The sequence below is a fragment of the Pseudomonas sp. P4_C1 genome (assembly GCF_056402155.1).
Window position 1 is genome coordinate 1 of record NZ_JBFUHY010000019.1, and the last position, 23,053, is coordinate 23,053.

At 61.9% G+C, this 23,053-nt stretch carries 15 protein-coding genes and 1 pseudogene; 8 read left to right on the top strand and 8 right to left on the bottom strand.

Annotated features, from left to right (window positions below):
- Positions 1 to 2,810 (bottom strand): excinuclease ABC subunit UvrA (gene uvrA, locus AC1DU9_RS13955; RefSeq protein WP_477810341.1); only part of this gene is annotated, 2,810 nt, incomplete at its 3' end.
- Between the two features lie 191 nt (positions 2,811 to 3,001).
- Here uvrA and AC1DU9_RS13960 point away from each other — a divergent pair.
- Both AC1DU9_RS13960 and AC1DU9_RS13965 read left to right on the top strand, forming a co-directional pair.
- Positions 3,002 to 4,399: an MFS transporter gene (locus AC1DU9_RS13960; protein WP_477810342.1), complete on the top strand. Its 1,398-nt coding sequence runs from the start codon at positions 3,002 to 3,004 to the stop codon at positions 4,397 to 4,399.
- A 9-nt stretch (positions 4,400 to 4,408) separates the two neighbouring features.
- Positions 4,409 to 4,927, top strand: a complete 519-nt coding sequence (locus tag AC1DU9_RS13965; RefSeq protein ID WP_223461674.1) for a single-stranded DNA-binding protein — start codon at positions 4,409 to 4,411, stop codon at positions 4,925 to 4,927.
- A 111-nt stretch (positions 4,928 to 5,038) separates the two neighbouring features.
- On the opposite strand, the gene AC1DU9_RS13970 is transcribed toward AC1DU9_RS13965, so the two are convergent.
- Positions 5,039 to 5,587, bottom strand: coding sequence for a cysteine hydrolase family protein (locus AC1DU9_RS13970; RefSeq protein WP_223461676.1), 549 nt, complete (start codon positions 5,585 to 5,587; stop codon positions 5,039 to 5,041).
- A 101-nt stretch (positions 5,588 to 5,688) separates the two neighbouring features.
- Here AC1DU9_RS13970 and AC1DU9_RS13975 point away from each other — a divergent pair, with 101 nt between their 5' ends.
- The 3 genes from AC1DU9_RS13975 to AC1DU9_RS13985 all read left to right on the top strand — a co-directional run bounded on the left by AC1DU9_RS13975 (position 5,689) and on the right by AC1DU9_RS13985 (position 8,844).
- Positions 5,689 to 6,681, top strand: a complete 993-nt coding sequence (locus AC1DU9_RS13975) for a GlxA family transcriptional regulator (RefSeq protein ID WP_223461678.1) — start codon at positions 5,689 to 5,691, stop codon at positions 6,679 to 6,681.
- Between the two features lie 305 nt (positions 6,682 to 6,986).
- A complete protein-coding gene (locus AC1DU9_RS13980) occupies positions 6,987 to 8,096 on the top strand; it encodes a DUF3182 family protein (protein ID WP_223461680.1) in 1,110 nt (369 codons plus the stop codon).
- Positions 8,086 to 8,844 (top strand): alpha/beta hydrolase family protein, encoded by a 759-nt coding sequence (locus AC1DU9_RS13985; RefSeq protein WP_223461682.1) that lies wholly within the window; start codon positions 8,086 to 8,088, stop codon positions 8,842 to 8,844. Before AC1DU9_RS13980 ends, AC1DU9_RS13985 begins: the two co-directional genes overlap by 11 nt.
- Positions 8,845 to 8,981: 137 nt before the next feature.
- On the opposite strand, the gene AC1DU9_RS13990 is transcribed toward AC1DU9_RS13985, so the two are convergent.
- The 4 genes and pseudogenes from AC1DU9_RS13990 to AC1DU9_RS14005 all read right to left on the bottom strand — a co-directional run.
- On the bottom strand, positions 8,982 to 9,968 hold the full coding sequence (locus tag AC1DU9_RS13990; protein ID WP_223461685.1) for a lysylphosphatidylglycerol synthase domain-containing protein: 987 nt from the start codon (positions 9,966 to 9,968) through the stop codon (positions 8,982 to 8,984).
- Positions 9,955 to 11,247, bottom strand: a complete 1,293-nt coding sequence (gene clsB / locus AC1DU9_RS13995; RefSeq protein ID WP_477810343.1) for a cardiolipin synthase ClsB — start codon at positions 11,245 to 11,247, stop codon at positions 9,955 to 9,957. Before clsB ends, AC1DU9_RS13990 begins: the two co-directional genes overlap by 14 nt.
- Positions 11,244 to 12,008, bottom strand: coding sequence for an endonuclease/exonuclease/phosphatase family protein (locus AC1DU9_RS14000; protein ID WP_477810359.1), 765 nt, complete (start codon positions 12,006 to 12,008; stop codon positions 11,244 to 11,246). The genes clsB and AC1DU9_RS14000 overlap by 4 nt, the downstream gene beginning before the upstream one ends.
- A gap of 239 nt (positions 12,009 to 12,247) precedes the next feature.
- Positions 12,248 to 13,180, bottom strand: a pseudogene (locus AC1DU9_RS14005) (MFS transporter); the annotation flags it as partial.
- A gap of 192 nt (positions 13,181 to 13,372) precedes the next feature.
- On the opposite strand from AC1DU9_RS14005, the gene AC1DU9_RS14010 reads away from it, so the two are divergent.
- On the top strand, positions 13,373 to 15,493 hold the full coding sequence (locus AC1DU9_RS14010) for a mechanosensitive ion channel family protein (protein WP_223461690.1): 2,121 nt from the start codon (positions 13,373 to 13,375) through the stop codon (positions 15,491 to 15,493).
- A 152-nt stretch (positions 15,494 to 15,645) separates the two neighbouring features.
- Here AC1DU9_RS14010 and AC1DU9_RS14015 read toward each other — a convergent pair whose 3' ends face one another.
- On the bottom strand, positions 15,646 to 19,962 hold the full coding sequence (locus AC1DU9_RS14015) for an Lhr family helicase (RefSeq protein ID WP_477810344.1): 4,317 nt from the start codon (positions 19,960 to 19,962) through the stop codon (positions 15,646 to 15,648).
- A gap of 306 nt (positions 19,963 to 20,268) precedes the next feature.
- On the opposite strand from AC1DU9_RS14015, the gene AC1DU9_RS14020 reads away from it, so the two are divergent.
- Entirely contained in the window at positions 20,269 to 21,153 is an 885-nt protein-coding gene (locus tag AC1DU9_RS14020; protein WP_223461694.1) for a sugar nucleotide-binding protein, read from the top strand.
- A complete protein-coding gene (locus AC1DU9_RS14025; protein ID WP_223461696.1) occupies positions 21,146 to 22,075 on the top strand; it encodes an NAD-dependent epimerase/dehydratase family protein in 930 nt (309 codons plus the stop codon). The genes AC1DU9_RS14020 and AC1DU9_RS14025 overlap by 8 nt, the downstream gene beginning before the upstream one ends.
- A 275-nt stretch (positions 22,076 to 22,350) precedes the next feature.
- Here the strand turns inward: AC1DU9_RS14025 and AC1DU9_RS14030 are convergent, their stop codons facing one another.
- A complete protein-coding gene (locus AC1DU9_RS14030; RefSeq protein ID WP_223461698.1) occupies positions 22,351 to 23,049 on the bottom strand; it encodes an OmpW/AlkL family protein in 699 nt (232 codons plus the stop codon).
- Positions 23,050 to 23,053: the final 4 nt, after the last annotated feature.

The window sequence follows — 23,053 nt, forward strand, 5'->3', positions numbered from 1 at the left end:
GGTTTGAGGTAGTAACCGGTGTGGGATTGCTTCATCTCGGACACTTCCTCCGGCGTGCCGACGGCAATGATCTGACCGCCCTTGGAACCACCCTCCGGACCCAGGTCCACCAGCCAGTCAGCGGTCTTGATCACGTCCAGGTTGTGTTCGATCACCACCACGGTGTTGCCGTGGTCGCGCAGGCGATGCAGCACGTCCAGCAGTTGCTGGATATCCGCGAAGTGCAGCCCGGTGGTCGGTTCATCGAGGATGTACAGGGTCTTGCCGGTATCGCGCTTGGACAGCTCGCGGGAGAGTTTCACCCGTTGGGCTTCACCACCGGAGAGTGTGGTCGCCGATTGCCCCAGCTTGATGTACGACAGGCCGACGTCCATCAACGTTTGCAGCTTGCGCGCCAGGGCCGGTACAGCATCGAAGAACTCCCGTGCTTCCTCGATGGTCATCTCGAGGGTTTCGTGGATGTTCTTGCCCTTGTACTTGATCTCCAGGGTTTCGCGGTTGTAACGCTTGCTCTTGCACACGTCGCACGGCACGTAGATGTCCGGCAGGAAGTGCATCTCCACCTTGATCAAGCCGTCGCCCTGACAAGCCTCGCAGCGGCCGCCCTTGACGTTGAAGGAGAAGCGCCCCGGCCCGTAGCCCCGGGAGCGGGACTCCGGTACGCCGGCGAACAACTCGCGGATCGGCGTGAACAATCCGGTGTAGGTCGCCGGGTTGGAGCGCGGTGTACGGCCGATCGGGCTCTGGTCGATGTCGACGACCTTGTCCAGGTGCTCAAGGCCCTTGATGCTGTCGTGGACGGCCGCTTCAAGGGTAGTGGCGCCATTCAGCGCTGTAGCGCTCAAAGGGAACAGCGTGTTGTTGATCAGCGTCGACTTGCCGGAGCCGGACACGCCGGTCACACAGGTCAGCAGGCCGATCGGAATCTCCAGGTCGACATTGCGCAGGTTGTTGCCACGCGCGCCCTTGAGCGCCAGCGTCAGCTTCTTGTTGCGTGGTGTGCGCTTGGCCGGGACTTCGATCTTCACCCGGCCCGACAGGTATTTGCCGGTCAGCGAGTCCGGATGCGCCATGACCTCGGCCGGCGTGCCTTCGGCGACGATATGCCCGCCATGCACACCCGCGCCCGGGCCGATGTCCACCACGTAGTCGGCCAGACGAATGGCGTCTTCGTCGTGCTCGACCACGATCACCGTGTTACCGATATCACGCAGATGCTTGAGGGTGCCCAGTAGCCGGTCGTTATCGCGCTGATGCAGGCCGATGGAGGGCTCGTCTAGGATGTACAGGACGCCCACCAGGCCGGCACCAATCTGGCTGGCCAGACGAATACGCTGGGCCTCACCACCGGACAAGGTGTCCGCACTGCGATCCAGCGACAGATAGTCGAGACCGACGTTGACCAGGAACTGCAGGCGTTCGCGGATTTCCTTGAGGATCTTGTCGGCAATTTCCCCACGCCTTCCGGTGAGCTTGAGCCCGCCAAAATAATCGGACGCATCACCGATAGGCAGGTTGGTCACTGCCGGCAGGGTTTTCTCGCCGACCCACACGTGCCGCGCCTCACGCCGCAGGCGGGTGCCGCGGCAATCCGGGCACGACTGGGTGCTGAGGAACTTGGCCAGCTCTTCGCGCACCGATGCCGATTCGGTCTCGCGGTAGCGTCGCTCCAGGTTCGGCACGATGCCTTCGAACGGATGCGAGCGTTTGACGATATCGCCACGGTCGTTCAGGTATTTGAAGTCGACGTTTTGCGAACCGCTGCCGTGCAGGATATTTTTCTGCTGGTCAGCGGCCAATTCGTTGAACGGCACTTCAAGGCTGAATTTATAGTGGGCCGCCAGCGACCCGAGCATCTGGAAGTAATAGACGTTGCGCCGATCCCAGCCACGAATCGCCCCTTCGGCCAGGGTCAGTTCGCCATTGACCAGGCGCTTGATGTCGAAGAACTGCTTTACTCCCAAACCATCACAGGTCGGGCAAGCGCCCGCCGGGTTGTTGAAGGAGAACAGTTTTGGCTCAAGCTCGCTGATGGCGTGACCACAGATCGGGCAGGCGAAGCGTGCGGAGAAGATCATCTCTTCACCCGGCTCGTCGTCCATCGGGGCCACCAGGGCGATGCCGTCCGCCAGTTTCAGCGCGGTCTCGAAGGATTCCGCCAGGCGTTGTTGCAGGTCGGCGCGAACCTTGAAGCGGTCGACCACGACATCAATGGTATGTTTTTTCTGCTTGTCGAGCTTGGGTGCTTCGTCCAGCTCGTAGAGCTTGCCGTTGATTCGGGCGCGGACGAACCCTTGGGCGCGCAGCTCTTCGAAAACCGACAGGTGCTCGCCTTTGCGCTCGCGGATGACCGGCGCCAACAGCATCAGTTTGCTGCCCTCCGGTTCGGCGAGGACCAGGTCGACCATCTGGCTGACGGTCTGCGCTTCCAGCGGGATATCGTGATCCGGGCAACGGGGAATACCCACGCGTGCATAAAGCAGACGCAGGTAGTCGTAGATTTCGGTAATGGTGCCGACCGTCGAGCGCGGGTTGTGCGAGGTGGACTTCTGCTCGATGGAGATCGCCGGCGACAGGCCTTCGATGGTGTCGACATCGGGTTTTTCCATCATCGACAGGAACTGCCGGGCGTAGGCCGACAGCGATTCGACGTAGCGGCGCTGACCTTCGGCGTACAGGGTGTCGAACGCCAGGGACGACTTTCCGGAGCCGGACAGGCCGGTGATGACGATCAGCTTGTCCCGTGGCAGGGTCAGGTCGATGTTCTTCAGGTTGTGGGTTCGAGCCCCACGAATCAGGATCTTGTCCAAGGTGGCCTCGCTTGGCGGGCGTCGAAAACGTAGGAGTATACGGCCAAATACTGGATGGATGCACACTATCAAACGAGTGGGCTACTGTCTTACATGAAGAGTGTGTCAGCAATGCGCGTCAAAGCGTCGCGATATACCCTGCCAATCGAAGGGACTGGTAGAATCGCCGCCGGTTAACATGAGGTTTTTCCATGCACGATCCCCACAGCGAGCGCATGAGTGGCAGCGAGACCCGCGCAGCAAGCGGTCTGGCCCTGGTGTTCGCCTTCCGTATGCTTGGCATGTTCATGGTGTTGCCGGTTCTGGCGACCTATGGGATGGATCTGGCCGGGGCTACTCCGGCCCTGATTGGCCTGGCGATTGGCGCTTATGGGCTGACCCAGGCGGTTTTCCAGATTCCTTTCGGTTTCATTTCCGACCGCATCGGTCGCCGCCCGGTGATTTACCTGGGCCTGATCGTGTTTGCCCTCGGCAGTCTGCTGGCAGCCAATGCCGATTCGATCTGGGGTGTGATTGCCGGGCGAATCCTGCAGGGCGCCGGGGCGATTTCCGCGGCGGTCATGGCCTTGCTGTCGGACCTGACCCGCGAGCAGCACCGGACCAAGGCCATGGCCATGATCGGCATGACCATCGGCCTGTCGTTTGCGGTGGCCATGGTGGTCGGCCCGCTGCTGACCCRCGCCTTCGGGCTGTCCGGGCTGTTCCTTGCCACGGGCGGCATGGCGTTGTTCGGCATCGTGATCGTGATGTTCATGGTGCCGCGCTCCACCAGCCCGTTGCAGCATCGCGAGTCCGGTGTCGCGCGCCAGGCGCTGATCCCGACCCTCAAGCATCCGGACCTGCTGCGCCTGGACCTCGGCATTTTTGTCTTGCACGCGATGTTGATGTCCAGCTTCGTCGCCTTGCCACTGGCGCTGGTCGAGAAGGCCGGGCTGCCCAAAGAGCAGCACTGGTGGGTGTACCTGACCGCGCTGCTGATTTCTTTCTTCGCCATGATCCCGTTCATTATCTACGGCGAGAAGAAACGCAAAATGAAACGAGTTTTACTCGGCGCCGTCGTGACGCTGATGCTCACTGAGCTATTCTTCTGGCAGTTCGGCGATAGCTTGCGGGCTCTGGTGATCGGTACGGTGGTGTTCTTCACCGCATTCAATCTGCTGGAAGCTTCGTTGCCATCGCTGATCAGCAAGGTTTCACCGGCGGGCGGCAAGGGTACGGCGATGGGGGTTTATTCCACCAGCCAGTTCCTGGGCTCGGCACTGGGGGGCATCCTCGGCGGCTGGCTGTTCCAGCATGGCGGTCTGTCGGTTGTGTTCCTCGGATGCGCCGGTCTGGCTGCCCTCTGGCTGGCCTTTGCTGTTACCATGCGAGAACCTCCCTACGTGACAAGCCTGCGCTTGCCGTTGTCGCCCGAGGCGATCCGCGAAGCGGGTCTGGTCGAGCGCCTGAAGGCGGTCGTAGGGGTAACAGATGCAGTGATAGTCGCTGATGAAGCGGCCATTTACATCAAATTGGACACCGAACTATTGGATCGCACCACCCTTGAAAGCCTGGTGAACAACTCGGCCGGGGCAGCGTGCGTAGCCTAGGAGAACGTAATGGCCCGTGGGGTTAACAAAGTCATATTGGTCGGCACTTGCGGCCAGGATCCTGAAGTTCGTTACCTGCCCAATGGTAACGCCGTGACCAACTTGAGTCTGGCGACCAGCGAACAGTGGACCGACAAGCAAACCGGTCAGAAAGTCGAAAAAACCGAATGGCACCGTGTGTCGATGTTCGGCAAAGTGGCTGAGATCGCCGGCGAATACCTGCGTAAAGGTTCGCAGGTGTACATCGAAGGCAAGCTGCAGACCCGCGAGTGGGAAAAAGACGGTATCAAGCGTTACACCACCGAAATCGTGGTCGACATGCAAGGCACCATGCAGTTGCTGGGCGGTCGTCCACAAGGCGACCAACAGGGTCAGGGCGGCGGTAACAACTACCAGCAATCCGCTCCGCGCCAGCAGGCTCCGCGTCCACAGCAGTCGGCACCGCAACAGTCGCGTCCGGCGCCACAGCCGGCTGCTCCTCAGCCGGCTCCGGATTTCGACAGCTTTGATGACGATATTCCGTTCTAAAGCAGCTGCAAGCCTCAAGTTACAAGCTACAAGCTACAAGCTGACAAAACAAAACCCGCACTTCGGCCTGAAGTGCGGGTTTTTTATGGGCGGTGGAATTTAACCGCAGACTCAGGCCGCGAGGAAATCGTTGGTCGACACTACGCTGGCATACGCAAACGCCAGGGCTGCCATGAACGCCGCATGAACCTGCGTCGCCGGAACTGTCACGCCATTGAACTCCAGGTCACGGGTCGCGCAGGCGTCGTGGATCACGGTTACCTTATAGCCAAAGTCCGCCGCCGCACGGGTGATGCCGTCGACGCACATGTGGCTCATGCTGCCCACGACCACCAGTTCCTTGATGCCTTGCTCGTCGAGGATCGATTTCAGCTCGGTTTCGCGGAATGAATTGACGAAGTGCTTGAGCACCACAGGCTCGTCGGCGCGGTTGAGAACTTTGGGGTGGAGCTTGGCGCCTTCGGAGTTCGGGGAGAAAAACGGTGCCTCTTCGGAGGTGAATTCGTGGCGGATGTGCACCACCGAATCACCGGCGTCGCGGAAGGCCTTGATCAGGCGTGCGGCGTTGTCTGCGGCGGCGTCGGCACCGACCAGCGGCCACTTGCCTTGGGGGAAGTAGTCGTTCTGGATATCGACTACGATGAGCGCTTGCTTGGCCATGACTGATTCCTCGAAGTGTGTGTTGGTGTGGAATGAAGTATTGGCGCTGGCAGACGATCCGGGGATTGGCCGCACCGACAATAAGAGGGGGAAAACTGACAATGGATGCAGAAAGGGCAATCGCCGAGCTCGGTGTGCTGATCTATCCCGGCGCGCAGATGGCGGCGGTGCATGGCTTGACGGACTTGTTCGGGGTGGCCAACCGGATCGCCGCCGAACATCAGTCTGCGCAGTTGCCGCTGTTGCGGGTCAGCCATTGGCAGGTCGAAGGTGATCAGCCGCCAGTTCGGGTCTTCAACAGCCATCCCGGTCCGGAGCGCACCCCGGTGGCCGTGTTGATTCCGCCATCGATCGCCGGTTTTTCCGAAGGCCAGGCGCCACAGGGATTGATCCGCTGGTTGCGCGAGCAACATGCCAGCGGCGCGACGCTGGGCGGGGTTTGCGTGGGTTCTATCCTGTTGGCCGAAAGTGGTCTGCTCGACGGTCGTAGCGCCACCACCCACTGGACCTCGGCCAAAACCTTTGCCGAACGTTACCCGGCGATCAGGCTCAAGGCCGACACACCGATTGTCGATGACGGTGATCTGATTACCACCGCCGGGCTGATGGCCTGGTCCGAACTGGGTTTGCGCCTGGTCAACCGGTTGTTGGGACCGAGCATTGCCACCAATACCGCACGTTTTCTGGTGGTGGAGCACAGCGACAGCGCCAGTGAGTGCGGCAGCAACTTTGCGCCGATCCTCGGTCATGGTGATGCGGCGATCCTCAAGGTGCAACACTGGCTGCAAAGCACCGGGGCAATCGATGTGTCGCTGGCGGCGATGGCCGAAAAGGCAGGGCTGGAGGAGCGCACCTTCCTGCGAAGATTCCGCGCGGCTACCGGGCTCAAACCCACCGAATACTGCCAGCATCTGCGAGTCGGCAAGGCCCGGGAAATGCTCGAGTTCACCAACGGCACCATCGACCATATCGCCTGGACCGTGGGTTACCAGGACCCCGGGGCGTTTCGCGCGACGTTCAAGAAAATCACCGGGCTGGCGCCGAGTGATTATCGGATGCGGTTTGGGGTGACACCGGGGGCGGCGCCGCGCTAGACGCAGCACCACAAACATACTGTGGGAGCGAGCTCGCTCGCGATGAGGGCATGACATTCAACATTGATGTGTCTGACACACCGCTATCGCGAGCAAGCTCGCTCCCACAGGGTCGGGTGTGCGGGTTTGAATCGTGCAAAATGCCGGAATTTCAAAGGGCGTCGTGCAGAATAAAACAGGCATCATGCCATCACTTTCTGCGCAACAGGCTGATTTGAAAACCCTTTCCCCGTACACAGGCTTGGCCTGATCTCTGCACCCCTTCAGCTACATTCATCAAGCGTCGATTGAAGGGGGGGGGGGGCATGACCCCAACAAACCGCAAGAAACTGGTGGTCGCCCATTCGGTGCTCGCCGATGCGCCACTGCATGAAGTCGAAACCAACCGTGCACTGGCCCGCTGGCTGGCGCAGATACTGGGGCTCGAGTACGGCGGCAGCTACGACCCGCAGTTGCACGACGGGCAGGACCTCTACCTGTTGCCGACCCAGACCCTGGTGGGCGCTGCGGTTGCCCGGCAACTCGGGGTCAAGGGGCCGGAGGACTTGTGGGGCGGTTATGTCGACCACGACTTCATATGCACCAAAGCCATCAGTCATGGATTGCTCAACCACCATGCCCATGCACCGCAAGGCTGGGCACCATTGTTTTCCGAGCGGGTGCGCAGTGTCGTGCTCGACGGTCTCAGTGTGTTCTCGCTGGAGGATGCACGGCCAGCGGCGAAGCATCTGCTCTATACCGGCCCGATCCGCCTCAAGCCGATTCACGCCTGCGCCGGGCGGGGTCAGGAAGTGATCGACAGCCTCGACCGGTTCGACGAAATCCTCGCCCGACCCGAAGCCAAAACGCTGTTCGCGCAAGGCGTGGTGTTGGAGCAGGACCTGGATCAAGTGATCACCCACAGCGTCGGTCAGAGTTTCATCGGCGACAAGGTGCTGAGTTACTGCGGTGAACAATACTTGACCAAGGACGCAAGGGGCGAAGAGGTGTATGGCGGCTCGAACCTGTTGGTGGTGCAGGGCAGCTACGTCGATTTACTGAAGCTGGACCTGGCCGATGATGTGCGGGTGGCTATCAAGCAAGCGCAGGTGTTCGACAGCGCCGCGGATGAAGCCTATCCAGGTTTCTATGCATCGCGGCGCAACTACGACATCGCTCAGGGCATCGATAGCGACGGCAAACAGCGCAGTGGCGTGCTCGAACAGTCCTGGCGCATGGGCGGTGCCAGCAGCGCCGAGGTAGCGGCCTTGCAGAGTTTCGTCAACGATCCGGGGATGCGCGCGACTCGTGTGTCTTCGGTGGAAACCTACAGCGATCAGCCGTTGCCGGCAGACGCCATCGAGGTGTATCGCGGGCCGGCGCAGACCAGTGACTTTCTCCTCAAGTATGTGACGGTTAAATCCTATGACGGCTAGAAGCGAATCCATTCAGATCGACATCGACAACGAACAGATGAGCGGGACTTTTCTGAGCCCCAAATCGAAAGTCCCCGGCGTGCTCTTCGTGCACGGTTGGGGCGGCAGTCAGGAGCGGGATCTGGAGCGCGCCAAGGGCATCGCCGCGTTGGGCTGTGTCTGCCTGACGTTCGACCTGCGCGGACACACCGGCGGCACCGGTATTCCATTGTCCCGGGTGACCCGCGAAGACAACCTGCGTGACCTGTTGGCAGCCTATGACCGATTGCTCGCGCACCCGGCTCTCGATACGTCGGCGATTGCCGTGGTCGGCACCAGTTACGGGGGGTATCTGGCCTCGATTCTGACCTCGCTCAGGCCGGTGCGCTGGCTGGCGCTACGGGTACCGGCGTTGTATCGCGACGAGCAATGGCACACGCCGAAACGCGATCTGGACAAACTGGATCTACGTGATTACCGAGGTACCCTGGTACGTGCCGACAGTAACCGCGCGTTGCATGCCTGTTCGCAGTTCACCGGGGATGTCCTGCTGGTGCAGTCCGAGACCGACGAATACGTGCCCCACGCGACGATCATGAGCTATCGGGCAGCCTGCCAGCAGACGCACTCACTGACCCACCGCATCATCGATGGAGCCGACCATGCCTTGAGTGACCCGATTTCCCAGCAGGCCTACACCTCGATCCTGGTGGACTGGATTACCGAGATGGTGGTGGGGGAGCGGTTAAGCATTATTCAATCCCAGTGATTTTCGGTGAGCTTGCGGACGCCATCGCGGGCAARCCCGCTCCCACAGTTGATCGTAGACGAGCACAAAAATGTGTTCACCCTGGCTCCCTGTGGGAGCGGGCTTGCCCGCGATGACGGACGCCCAAGCACCACAAATCACTTGGGTTTCCTGGCAATCCGCAACGATTTTGCCTTGGCTTCCACCAGCAAATACATCACCACGGTAATCAACAGCGGCAAAATGAAATAAATCGCCCGATAGGCCAGCAGTCCCGCTACCAGACTGCCCCGCGAAACCTCATGTTGCAGCAGTGCCACGAACACCGCCTCGAGTACGCCGAGCCCGGCCGGGATGTGAGTGATGACTCCGGCGATGGCGCTGATCAACAGCACGCCCAGCACCAGTGGATAATCCAGTTTGCCTGGCAACAAGGTGAAAATCACCGCCGCCATCAGCGACCAGTTCAATGCACCCAGGACCAGTTGCAGCACTGCCATGCGCAGTGACGGCAGATCAATTTCCACGCCGCGAGTCGCCCACTCCCGACGTTTGGCAAACCGACACGCCGCCAGGTACCCGGCGCTCAGCAGCAACAACAAAACCCCCACGCCTTGCAGCGCGCTGCTGCTGAGTTTCCAGCCCGGTGGCATGCGCACCAGCCCGCTGCTGAACACCGCGCCGGCAATCACCATGTAGCCGAACCAGTTGGTCGCCAGGCTCAGGCCAAGGATTTTCGCGATGTTGCTCTTGCTCACCCCGAGCCGCGAATACAACCGGTAACGCATGGCGATGCCGCCGACCCAGGCGCTCAGGTTCAGGTTGAAGGCGTAGCTGATGATTCCCACGGGCAGGATCTGTTTCCACGTCAGGTTCTGACGGATGTAGGTGCGGCCGATCAGGTCGAAGCAGGCGTACACCAGAAAACTCACCAGGGTAAGCCCCGAAGCAATGATCAGCGTGCGCACCTTGAAATCTGCCAGGTTATCGAACACTTCGTTCCACTCGATGCGCTGGGCGAGCGTCGTGAACAGCACGATCAGCATCAGGAAAAACAGCATCGTCAGCGGTCGTTTCCAGCGACGCCAATGGGACTTGCCCCAGCTTTTGCCGGGAGAGGCCGAATGGGTCTCAGCGCGGTTCATGGTCAGCACTCCCGGATGGCGGGGGGAAGCGTTTCAGACGAGGTTTATGCGCCGGCAACCAACCGGCCCACGCCGGAAAATGCCGCAGGAAGTGAAACACCAGAAAACCGATGGTCATGTGCCAGACACGACCTCGTGGCGCGACGTCGGGAGACATGGCCTTGCAATGGTTATCGCTGAGGTCTTCCAGGCGATTGAACAGATGACGATTGAAGGCCTGGTCGCGGATCAGCACGTTGGCTTCCAGATTCAACGACAGGCTCAATGGGTCGAGGTTGCTGGAGCCGACGGTGCTCCAGTCCTCGTCCACCAAGGCGACCTTGCCGTGCAGCGGGCGGTCGCAATATTCGTAGATCTTCACGCCGGACTTGAGCAGGTAGTCATAGGTCATACGCGCGGCGAGCCTGGCCACCCGCATGTCTGGCTGGCCCTGCAGGATCAGCCGCACATCCACGCCTCGGCGGGCCGCGTTGCGGATCTCGCGCAGCAAGCGGAAACCGGGAAAGAAGTAGGCGTTGGCGATCACCACTCGGCGCTGTGCCTGGCGCAACACCTGGCGGTAAACCTCTTCGATGTCGGTCGGGTGTTCCGCGTTGTCGCGGTACACCAGCCGTACCTGGCCATCGTGATCGCTGAAGGCCAGTTCCGAACGCCGCTGCCGACGGCGTTGCCACCAGTATTTGGCGTGCATCGGGCGACCGCATTGCAGCAGCGCGAAGTGATGGATGTCGGCCACGGCAGGGCCTTGCACCTCTACGGAATAATCCTGTTTGGCCCCGGGGCCGAAGTCGGCCAGATGATCGGCGGAAAAGTTGATCCCGCCGACGAACGCGACGCTGCCATCCACCACCACGATCTTGCGGTGCAGGCGCCGGAACCAGTTGGTGCGGATGCCCAGGCGTTTCGGTGCCGGGTCGAATACTTGCAGGTGTACGCCGGCCGCAGTCAGCGCGGTGAGGAACCCGGTACTCAGCTCGCCGCAACCAAAGCCGTCGAGGCTGACGGTGGTGCGCACGCCGCGCTGAGCGGCTTCGATCAGGATCTGCTGCAGCTCATTGCCGACCTTGTCCTCGAACAGAATGAAGGTTTCCAGCAGGATTTCACTTTGCGCCCGGCGCAGGGTTGCAAACACCCGGGGAAAGTACGCCTCGCCGTTTTCCAGCAACTCGACGCGATTGCTGCCTTGCCAGCCGTATTCGACATCGACCGCTGTCGGCTCGCGGATCGGCGGAGCGGGGATGTGTTCCAGCGTGGTTTTTTCCATCGACCGGCTGCTCATAGCTCGATCTCCACCGACAGCGGGACGTGGTCGGAAAGGTGCGACCAGGGCCGGGTGGTCAGCACTTGCGGATGGCTGGCCTTGAGGTTGCGCACGTAGATGCGGTCCAGGCGCAATGCCGGCAAGCGCGCGGGGAAACTGCGCGCCGGTTTGCCATGCAGCGCGGCGAAGACTTCATGCAGACCGCTGGGCTTGAGAAACGCATCGGCGCGCTGGCGCCAGTCGTTGAAGTCCCCGGCGACAATCACCGGGGCGTCGCTGGGCAGGGCGTCCAGGCGTTGGGCGAGCAACTTCAGTTGCGCGGTACGATGGGTTTCGCGCAGCCCCAGGTGCACGCAAATCGCATGCACCTCCTGGCCGTCACCGGGCAAACGCAACACGCAATGCAAGAGCCCGCGGTTCTCGTGGCCACTGATGGATACGTCGAGGTTGTCGTGGCGAATGATCTGGAATTTCGACAACAGCGCATTGCCGTGATCACCCGTCGGATACACCGCATTGCGTCCATAGGCGAACTGCGGCCAAAGGGTGTCGGCGAGGAATTCGTATTGCGGCATCGCCGGCCAATTGGTGTAGCGCTTGGGGTGCTGTTCATGGGTGCCGTGGACTTCCTGCAAAAACACCACATCGGCTGACACACTGCGTACCGCTTCACGCAGTTCCGGCAGGATGAAACGCCGGTTGAGCGCAGTGAACCCCTTGTGGGTGTTGACCGTCAGTACCGTGAAACGACAAATGACGGACGAACCTTGTACCCGCATGTCGGTTGCGTTTGAGTGTGCGGGAATATCGGTGTGATTCGCTGTCATGTCGCCTCCCGCCTGACGGCCACTGTCTTTGGATGACTCTGGGGCGGCGGCGAAAGTTTCGATGGGGCTACGGGCGGTACATTTTCTGCAGAACACCGAACAACTGTGGGAGCGAGCTTGCTCGCGATGGCGTTCTGTCTGACAAATCCATGTTGAATTTGCCGCCGTCATCGCGAGCAAGCTCGCTCCCACAGGGTAGGTACGTTGCCGAACGCCACGGCGCCCCAGACCAGCACGGTGGCCAGCGCGAGCCACGGATTGCCGGCGGTGAAGGTCAGCAGGAACAACACGGCGGCGAGCAGGGCAAAGATGATTTTCAGGGCGCTGATCGGACCGCGTTTGTCCGCCAGTTTGCCGCCCCAGATGTTGCCGACAGCTACCGAGATACCGTAGACCAGCAACACCAGGCTGACGGTGCCGGCGCTGAAGCCGGAGAGGTCCTGCAGAATCGGCGCGAGGAAGGTAAAGGCGATGAACGAGCCGCCGTAGCCGAGGGCTGTCATGGCATACACCAGCAACAGGCGCGGTTTCTTGAGCACCTGTAATTGCTGCAACAACGAAGCAGGTTTGCCGTGGGCAATATTTTTCGGCACGTAGAGCAGGCTGCCGATGAAGGCGATGACACCCAGTGCCGAAACGGCGAGGAAGGTTTCACGCCAGCCGAAATGCTGGCCGATGAATGTCCCCAGCGGCACGCCGGTGACCAGCGCCACGGTCAGACCGGTGAACATGATGGCGATCGCGCTGGCGGCTTTTTCCTTCGGCACTAGACTGGTGGCGATGGTCGAACCGATCGAGAAAAACACCCCGTGGGCCAGGCCGGTGACGATCCGGGCGAGGATCAACGACTCGTAGCCCGGTGCTTGCCAGGCCAGCAGGTTGCCGAGGGTGAACAGCACCATCAGCGACAACAGCAGGAATTTGCGTGGAACCTTGCCAGTGAGGGCGGTCAGCACCGGGGCGCCGACGGCAACACCCAGGGCATACAGGCTGACCAGCAGGCCGGCGGACGGCAGGCTGACGCCGAGGTCGGCGCCAATGGTGGGTAACAGGCCAACGATGACGAACTCGGTCGTCCCGATGGCAAAGGCGCTGAGGGTCAGCGCGAGCAGGGCAATGGGCATGGCTGCAACTCCGGAGGTTGATTCGATGGAGCGCAGTGTCGGGGTTCGGGTTGTGCGGAAAAATACAGGGACGGACATTTGATATTTGCGTGCAGATCAAATATCGCTGTCCTGCTTTCTGCGGGCAATGTCCGAACTTGCCCGGCATTTCTCGATCAGTACCTTACAGACACAGCCAAAGGAGTGGGTGCTTTGATCAGGCTCAAGACCGCGATACTGCTGGGTGCGTTGCTGTTGCTGGGCAGCGAGCAGCTGGAAGCCGCCGCGATACCGGGGCTGCCGGCCACCGCGACACCGCTGGCGCACCCCGAACCGCTGGTACAGGGCGGCTTGCTCGGTGCTATCAGCTCAAGCATCGACGAGGTCCAGACCAGACTCGATCTCAACGAGAACCTGGTCGACGCCTGGCGCCTGCGTGCCGATCGCGCGGCCGATGAAGTGGATCAGTTGGTCAATCAGCCTTCGGCCCGTTCGCCCTGGAGCGTCGCCGGCGATTTTCTGCTACTGACCTGCGTGTGGGCGGTGGTGTTTGCCTGTCTTTGGCTGCTTGGGCGGATGACCGCCAGGCGTCTGTGCGAGCATCGTCTGCTGCTCAGTCGTGAACGGGGACAGGCGTTGCTCGGTTACGTGCTGCCCTACACTCTTCCGGCGGTGGTCAGCCTGCCCCTGACGATTTATGCCAGCCAGTTTTTGCCGATATCGGCCGGTCGGGCGCTCGCGCTGTGTCTGGCTTATGCCGCAAGCACGGGGATATTTTCCGTGTCATTGGTGCTGTCGCTGGTGGTGGTGTTCAATGCCGGCCACAAGCGGCGGGCGGTGCAGATCATTCGCGAGAAAAGTCCCCGGCCGTTATTCGGTATCGGTTTTCTGGTGGCCTTGAGCGATGCCCTGACCAGTCCGCAGATCGCCCATCAACTGGGCAGCAATCTCACCAGCAGCATTGCAGTATTCACCGGGTTGGCCGCGTCGATTTCCTTCGGCTTGCTGGTGATCCGCATGCGTCGCCCGGTAGCCCATGTGATCCGCATCCTGCCGCTGGCCCAGCGCCTCAGGCAGCCGGCGTTGCGTGAAACCCTGCGGATATTTTCCGGGCTCTGGTATTGGCCGATTCTGTTGATGGTACTGGTTTCGATCATCAACCTGATCGGTGCCGGGGCGGACAACCAGAGAGTGCTGCGCAGCGCCTTGTTCACCACGGTGCTGCTGATCGCCACGGTATTTCTCAGCACCACGCTGCATCATCTGTTCAAGGCGCGCAGCGAAGCGGAGCTGCGCCGCAGCGGCGCCTACAAGGAGCGTTTTCTCAATCTGTCCCATGCGTTGCTGCGCATCGGCATGGCCATCGTGTTCATCGATATCCTCGGGCGGATCTGGGGCGTGTCGCTGTTCGAATTCGCGGTGAGCAATGCCGTTGGCCGGGCGATCAGTGATTCCCTGAGCCACATCGGTTTGATCCTGCTGGTGACCTGGATGGTCTGGGTGGTGCTCGATACGGCGATTCAGGAGGCCCTGAAACCACCGACCTACAAGCGCTCGGCGCGCCAGCCGAGTACGCGGGTGAAAACCATCCTGCCGCTGCTGCGCAACGCGATCAAAATCATCCTGGTGGTGATTTGCGCGATCACCACCATGGCCAACCTGGGGATCAACGTCGCGCCGTTCCTGGCTGGTGCCGGGGTGATCGGCCTGGCGATCGGTTTCGGTTCCCAGCAACTGGTGCAGGACGTGATTACCGGGCTGTTCATCATCATCGAAGACACCCTGTCCATCGGTGACTGGGTGGTGCTTGATTCCGGGCATGCCGGCACCGTCGAAGGCCTGACCATCCGCACCTTGCGCCTGCGTGATGGCAAGGGCTTCGTGCACTCGGTGCCGTTCGGGCAGATCAAGGCCGTGACCAACCAGTCGCGGCAATTCGCCTATGCGTTTTTCTCGGTGCAATTCACTTACGACACCGATGTCGATAAGGCCATCGAACTGATCCGCGAGGCCGGGCACTCCATCAGCAATGACCCGTTCCTGCGTTACAACCTGCAAGGACCGCTGGATGTGTTTGGCGTCGACAAGATGGACCTCAACGGTGTGGTGCTGACCGCGCAATTTCGCACGGTATCCGGTGGTCAATACGCGGTGAGCCGGGCCTTTAACCAGCGTTTGAAAAAGCTTGTGGATAACTGCCCGTGGGTGAACTTCGCGCAGACTTATCCACAGCAGGCGCTGGTGCCGAGGCATCCGGTCGAAGCGCCGCCCGAGGCAGGGCATGAGCCGGATCATTCGGCAGTGCTGATGCCGGATCGGCCGCGATCTCAGTAGTCAGTTTTGTACTTGAGGCTTTCAGTGGCTGGTCTGGCCCCATCGCGAGCAAGCTCGCTCCCACAGTGATCTCTGTTGTGCCAAAAATTTGTATTCACAGAAAATCCCCTGTGGGAGCGAGCTTGCTCGCGATGGGGCCGGTCCAGACCACATTAATGCCGGATAAGCTTACTGCGCACTTCAGCCATTGCCTGTTCATTCAGCTCCAGCCAGAACTGCTGCTTGCCGGCAATCTCGGCAGCCACCGGCAAACCATCGCGATACACCAGCCGATTGCTCGCCAGCGCCGGGACTTTCGCGCCGGGCAACAGCATGCCGGCAAGGTTCAGCGGATCGACCCCGCACACTGCGACCAGACTGCCGTCATGGGGCCGACGCCGGACCTCGCGCAGCAATGGAATCGCCTCGGGAAGGGCGAATTGCTCGCCCGCCAGGCCGCTGACAAACCGCCCGCCACGAATCTCGCCCCGTGCCTCCAGGCGATGGAAAGTGCGCAGCAGTTCGCGCCAGCTCGGCAGCCAATCCGCCTCGCGTTCCAACAGGCGCCAGAACACCACGCCATAGCGACGCAACAAGGTCATGGCGATGTGTTCAAGGGTTTCGGCCGGTGTCGGCGCGGGACGCTGGTTTTCCACCACGGGCGCGGCAGGTGCGCGTCGCAACAGCGCCCAGCGCCCGGCGTCGTCCATACCACCGATAAATGCCCCGCGCCCGCGCCGACTGTTGCGCGGCTGGCGCTTGCTGACCGGGGTGATCAGTGCGCGCAATCCGGCGAAGCTGTCGGCATTCACCAACCCCGCGCCTACCAGTTCCTGCAGGGCGATTTCCAGCTCCGAACGCAGCAGATGGGCCTCATGGATCAGCTCATCGAAAAACAGCGCGCCGTGCTGGCTGAGGGCGGCGTGGACCTTTTGCGTTTTCGGCGACAGTTCGCTGACCGGCGTCTGTTCGGTCAAACCGCTCCAGAGACCGACCCGGTTACGCGGCAGCAATACAATCGGCGTGCTGCGCAGCGCGGTGCCGGCGCTTTTGTTGTGCGCGGTCAGGCGCGTCCACACCAGTCTTCCGCTGCGGCACAACTCATCCAGCCAGGTCGCTGAGTAGTCCTTGATCCGTCCGGGCAGGATGTCGCTGTCCCAGGCTGAGGCTGCGGCGGGGTAGCCTTCGAATTGCGCGACGACGGCTGGCAAAACCGCCGCGCCCTGACCCTGGCTCGCGGCCGACACATGCTGCCAGTCGAACAGGAATCGCATGAAATCCTGCAACGCCACCGGTTCGATTTCCCGACGCAGGCGCTTGACCGTATAGCGGTGAATCCGCGCCAGCAAATGCCGCTCGCACCATTCTTCTTCGGCGGTGCCCGGGGTGAAGCGACCTCGCAGCACGTAGCCTTCGCGTTCCAGTTGCGCCAGGGCCTGGTTGACCCGTGCAGCGGGCAAGCCGAGTGGTTCGGCAATACGATCGAGCGCCAGCGGCCCGAAGGCACTGAGCCGTGCGCGGATCAGTTCGAGGATGGCGTCGTCGGGTTCCCAGACCTCGTCGAAGTCCGGCAGCGCTTGCAGCCGTGGCGTCAATTCGGCCTGTGGATAAATCGCCCGCAGGCAGGTCAGGCGCTCCAGCGCCAACCACAACGATTGCCCAGCGTTGATCTGCAAGCGGCTCGCGCGTCCGCTGTCGGCCAGGGTCGTGAGCCAATCGAGCCACCGCGGATTGGCACCGGCCTCGGCATCGGTGATGCACGCCAGGCTCATCAACGCTTCGTGCATTTCATCGACGCCGGAGGGCGTCGGCCAGGCTTCGTCGCGCACGGCGGCAATCGCCTCGGCATCCAGGGCACCGAGGTCGTCGGTGGATTGCGGGTCGCTCCAGCGGCGATTGAGCACGGCCTGGGTTCTGCGTTCCTCCAGTGGCGCATCGTCGAGAAAGGTATAGGGGCGGGCGCTGAGAATCTCCGCCGCCAGCGGCGAAGGCGCCGGCAAATCGCGGCTGATCAGGCGAATGTCGCCGCGTTCCATGCGCCGCAACAGGGCCAGCCAGCCTTCAGTGTCCATGGCTTCGTGCAGGCAATCGTCGAGGGTCTGCTCTACCAGCGGATGGTCGGGAATTTCCCGTTCGCCGGCGAGGTTTTCCACGCAGGCGATCTGGTCGGGAAACACGCTGGCGATCAAGTCTTCGCTTTTCATCCGCTGGATCTGCGGCGGGACTTTGCGCCCGCCGCTGTAGCGCGGTAACGCCAGGGCCACCCCGGCATTCCAGCGCCAGCGCACACCGAACAGCGGCGCGTCGAGCACCGCTTGAATCAGGATATGCTCGGCGCTGTTGCTGTGCAGGTAGCGCCAGACATCGTCCAGTTCAAAACTGTGGCTGGTGGACAGCGACAGCACGATGGCGTCTTCGCTGGCGGCGGCCTGCAATTCGAAGTTGAAGGTGCGACAGAAACGCTTGCGCAGGGCCAGACCCCAGGCGCGGTTGATGCGGCTGCCGAACGGCGTGTGAATTACCAGTTGCGTGCCGCCGGACTCGTCGAAAAAGCGCTCCATCAGCAGCGTGTCTTGCGAGGGCAGGGCACCCAGCGTTTGCCGCGCGCGGGCCAGGTAGTCCACCAGTTGTCCGGCGCTGGCGAGGTTCAGGCCCAAGGTGTCAGTCAGCCAGTCGAGCGCTGGCTGCAAGTTGCCTGGCGCAACCCCCAGCAGGTCATCGAGTTGTGCCTGCAAGCGCGCCACCGCCGCGGACAGTTCGGCGCTGCGCCCCGGTGCTTCACCGAGCCAGAACGGAATGGTCGGCGGCTGGCCCTGGGCGTCCTCGACCCGGACTTTGCCGGTTTCCACCCGCAGGATCCGATAGGACGTATTGCCCAACTGGAAGACATCCCCGGCGATGCTTTCCACCGCGAAGTCTTCGTTGATGGTGCCGATGTTCAGCCCTTGAGGCTCCAGCAGCACGCTGTAGTCGGCGTTGTCCGGAATGGTCCCGCCGCTGGTCACCGCCGTCAGTTTTGCGCCCCGGCGACCGCGCAGGGTGCGGCTCACGGCGTCGCGGTGCAGGTAGGCACTGCGGATGCCCTGACGCCCGTTGTAGCCCTCGGCGAGCATGTGCAGCAGCGCCTGGTAGTGTTTGTCGTCGAGTGCAGCGTAGGGCGAGGCATGGCGCAGCATCTCCAGCAACGCCTGCTCCGGCCACTCCTGGCAACTGACCTCGGCGATGATCTGCTGCGCCAGCACGTCCAGCGGCGCCTGCGGGATCATCAAGGTATCGAGTTCGCCCCGGCGCACGCAGTCGAGTAGCGCGGCGCATTCGATCAGGTCGTCGCGGGTGGTGGCGAACAAACGGCCCTTGGGCGTGCCGCCGACCTGGTGCCCGGAACGGCCGACCCGTTGCAGAAACCCGGCAATCGAACGTGGCGAGGCGATCTGGCACACCAGGTCGACGTCGCCGATATCGATCCCCAGTTCCAGCGACGCCGTGGCGATCAGCACCTGCAGGTCGCCGCGCTTGAGTCGCTGCTCGGCGTCCAGGCGAAATTCCTTGGCCAGGCTGCCGTGGTGGGCCGCCACGGCATCCTTGCCCAGGCGCTCGCTCAGGTGCCGGCTCAGGCGTTCGGCCAGGCGCCGGGTGTTGACGAAAATCAGCGTGGTCCGGTGTTCCCGGGCGAGGGCGGCGAGGCGGTCGTAGACCAGTTCCCAGACATCGTTGGCCATCACGGCCGATAGCGGCACGGGTGGTACTTCGATATCCAGGTCGCGGGGGCGGGCGTGGCCGATGTCGATGATCTCGCACGGGCGGTCGCGACCCACCAGGAAGCGCGAGACGGCTTCGATGGGTTTTTGCGTGGCTGACAGACCGATGCGCAGCAGCGGCTCCGGGCAGAGTGCTTGCAGGCGTTCAAGGCTCAGTGCCAGGTGGCTGCCGCGTTTGCTGGCGGCCATGGCGTGGATCTCGTCGACGATCACCGTTTGTGTGGTGCCGAGCATCTGCCGGCCGGAATCAGAGCCAAGCAGCACATACAGGGACTCCGGTGTGGTCACCAGAATATGCGGCGCCGTCTTGCGCATCGCCGAACGGTCCTTTTGCGGAGTATCGCCGGTGCGCACGGCGGTGCTGATCTGCAGTTCGGGCAGCCCCATCACGCGCAATTGCTCGGTAATGCCGGCCAGCGGGTTTTGCAGGTTGATCTGGATGTCGTTGGACAGCGCCTTGAGGGGCGAGACGTAGACCACCAGGGTGGCGTCGGGCAAGCCTTCGGGGCTTTCCAGGCCGCGGTGCACCAGGTCGTCGATGACGGCGAGAAAGGCGGTGAGGGTCTTGCCGGAGCCGGTGGGCGCGGCGACCAGAGTCGAACGGCGCTGGCGGATCGACGGCCACGCCCGGGCCTGGGCGGCGGTGACCGCTGCGAACGTGTGGCTGAACCAGGCGCTGACGGCAGGGTGAAAGCCGCTCAGGGCACTGTCTGCGGGGATGGGCAGGTTCATGCAGCAATTTATGCGGGTGGGGGGCGCAAGATGCAAGTACCACTCAAGATCTTCACCGCCTTTCAGGGCCCTATCGCGAGCAAGCTCGCTCCCACAGGGGGGCGGTGTACACAAAACCACTGTAGGAGCGAGCTTGCTCGCGATGAAGCCAGTGGCAGCACTGCAAAACTCAGGCATCTACACTTTACGGATGACGGTTGCGCTCTAAACCCGCAAAATGCAACGATTCCGGCAATTACCAACGACATCGCCTGGGCGCGGTGTCGATAACGCCATTGTTTCAATCAGACTGGGCCTGCTGACTCTATGCGAATGCGCCTTATGTTACTGGGCGGCGGAAATGCCCTTGGGCAGGCGCTGATTCGCCTCGGTGCGGAGGAAGACATCGGTTTCCTCGCACCCCGCCCGCCCGAAGACGGCTGGGATGCCGCGAGCCTGACACAACTGCTCGACGACACCCGTCCCGATGCATTGATCAACCTTGCCTACTACTTCGACTGGTTTCAGGCAGAGGCGGTGAGCGAACAGCGTCTGGCCGGCCAGGAGCGTGCGATCGAGCGTCTGGCGGAATTGTGCCAGCACCACAACATCGTCCTGCTGCAACCTTCCAGCTATCGAGTGTTCGACGGCTCCCGTGCCACGGCCTACAGCGAAAAAGACGAACCGGTGCCATTGGGCCTGCGCGGTCAGGCGTTGTGGCGGATCGAGCAAAGCGTTCGCGCCACCTGCCCGCAACACGTGCTGTTGCGTTTCGGCTGGCTGCTGGACGACAGTCCGGATGGCACCCTTGGTCGCTTCCTGGCCCGTGCCGAACAACCCGAAGAGCTGCTGATGGCCGATGACCGACGGGGCAATCCGACGCCGGTCGACGATGCTGCCCGCGTGATCATTTCAGTGCTCAAGCAACTCGATTGTGCCGCGCCGCTGTGGGGCACCTACCACTACGCCGGGCATGAGGCGACTACGCCGCTGGCGCTGGGGCAGGCGATTCTGACTGAAGCCCGCAGCCTGCATCCGCTGGCCATCGAAGCCCCGACCGCTCAGGCCCATGCCGCGCGTCCTGATGCTGCCGAAGAACCGCAACACGCGGTATTGGCCTGCAAAAAAATTCTGCACACCTTCGGGATCAAACCGCGCGCCTGGCGTGCGGCGCTTCCCGGTCTACTGGACAGGTTCTATCGCCATGGCTGACGGTCCCGTTTTGATCACCGGCGGTGCCGGTTTCATTGGTTCGCACCTGACTGACGCCCTGCTTGCCAAGGGCCATGCGGTGCGGATTCTCGATGACCTGTCCACCGGCAAGCGCAGCAATCTGCCGCTGGACAATCCCAGGGTCGAACTGATCGTCGGCGACGTGGCCGATGCGGCTTTGGTTGCCCGGGCGATGGCCGGTTGCAGTGCTGTGGCGCACCTGGCCGCCGTTGCTTCGGTGCAGGCCTCGGTGGACGATCCGGTGCGCACGCACCAGAGCAACTTCATCGGCACGCTGAATGTCTGCGAGGCCATGCGCCAGACCGGAGTCAAACGCGTGCTGTTTGCCTCAAGCGCGGCGGTCTATGGCAACAATGGTGAAGGTGAGTCGATCGATGAAGACACGCCCAAGGCCCCCCTGACGCCTTACGCGGTAGACAAACTGGCCAGCGAGCATTACTTCGACTTCTACCGCCGCCAGCATGGGCTGGAGCCGGTGATTTTCCGCTTCTTCAACATCTTCGGCCCGCGCCAGGATCCGTCCTCGCCGTACTCCGGGGTGATCAGTATTTTCAGCGAGCGCGCACTAAAGGGCTTGCCGATCACCGTGTTCGGCGATGGCGAGCAGACCCGGGATTTTGTCTACGTCGAAGACCTGGTCGACTTGCTGGTGCAGGCCATCGAGAAGCCTCGGGTCGAAGTCGGTGCGGTCAACGTTGGCTGGAACCAGGCGACGACACTCAAGCAAATGCTCGAAGCGCTGGAAGCCGTGGTCGGCAAGTTGCCACCGGTGAGCTACGGTCCGGCGCGCTCCGGTGACATTCGTCACTCCCGGGCGAACAACCGGCGTCTGTTGGAGCGCTTCACTACCACAGAGCAGACACCGATGCGTGTGGGGCTGGCGCGGTTGCTGGGGCGCTGAGATTTTTGCTGCCACAAAAAAGGCGCCTTTGACAGGCGCCTTTTTTGTGGCCGGAATTTGCATTAAAAGTCTGTGCAATTCCTGTGGCGAGGGAGCTTGTCGGATCGCCGCATCGTCCCGCTCGACTGCGTAGCAGTCGTCAATCCAGTCAATGCGGTTTGTCTGAGTCACCGCTTCTGCCTGGAATAGGGCTGCTTCGCAACCCGGCGGGAGCAAGCTCCCTCGCCACAACATCCAGGTTCACCACCACGTGAACATTCTTTCAGCGATGTCGCTTAGAACTTGTAGCCCAGACCCACCATGTAGATGAATGGGTCTACATCGACGTCCACACGTGCCCGGGTACCTGGGGCAATCGAGTTGTTCTCGACGGTGGCGCGGGTATCGATGTCGATGTAGCGCACCTGGGCGTTGATCATGATCTTATCGGTCAGCATGTAGTCAGCACCGACCTGCCATGCCAGGCCCCAGGAGTTTTCCGCCTTGAAGTTGCTGAAACCGGCGGACTGCGCTTGGCTGCCAACGTGTTCGTCGTAGATATAGGTGTAATTGATGCCGCCGCCGACGTACGGCTGGAAGGCCGACTTCGGATCCAGCGGGTAGTACACCAGGCTCAAGGTTGGCGGTAGGTGCTTGAGGGTGCCGAGTTTGCCGTTGGCCGCGCTCAGGGCCGTGTCCTTGAGTTTCACGTCATGCTCGAACGGTGTGGCTGCCAGCAGCTCGATACCCAGGTGGTTGGTGAGCATGTAGGCGAAGTTCAAGCCCAGTTGCGTGTCGCTGCTCATGGTCGCCTTGCCACCCAGGTCGGCACCCGCCAGAGGACCTTGATCGACCTTGACGCTGGAGCTGTCGGCTTCCGGGTTGACGGTGATTGCACCAGCGCGAATGAGAATATCGCCGGCCTCGAAGGCTTGGGCGAGCGGGGCTGCGAGCGCGAGGGCAACCAGCGAAGCGCTGAGCATGGACTTGTTCATGGGG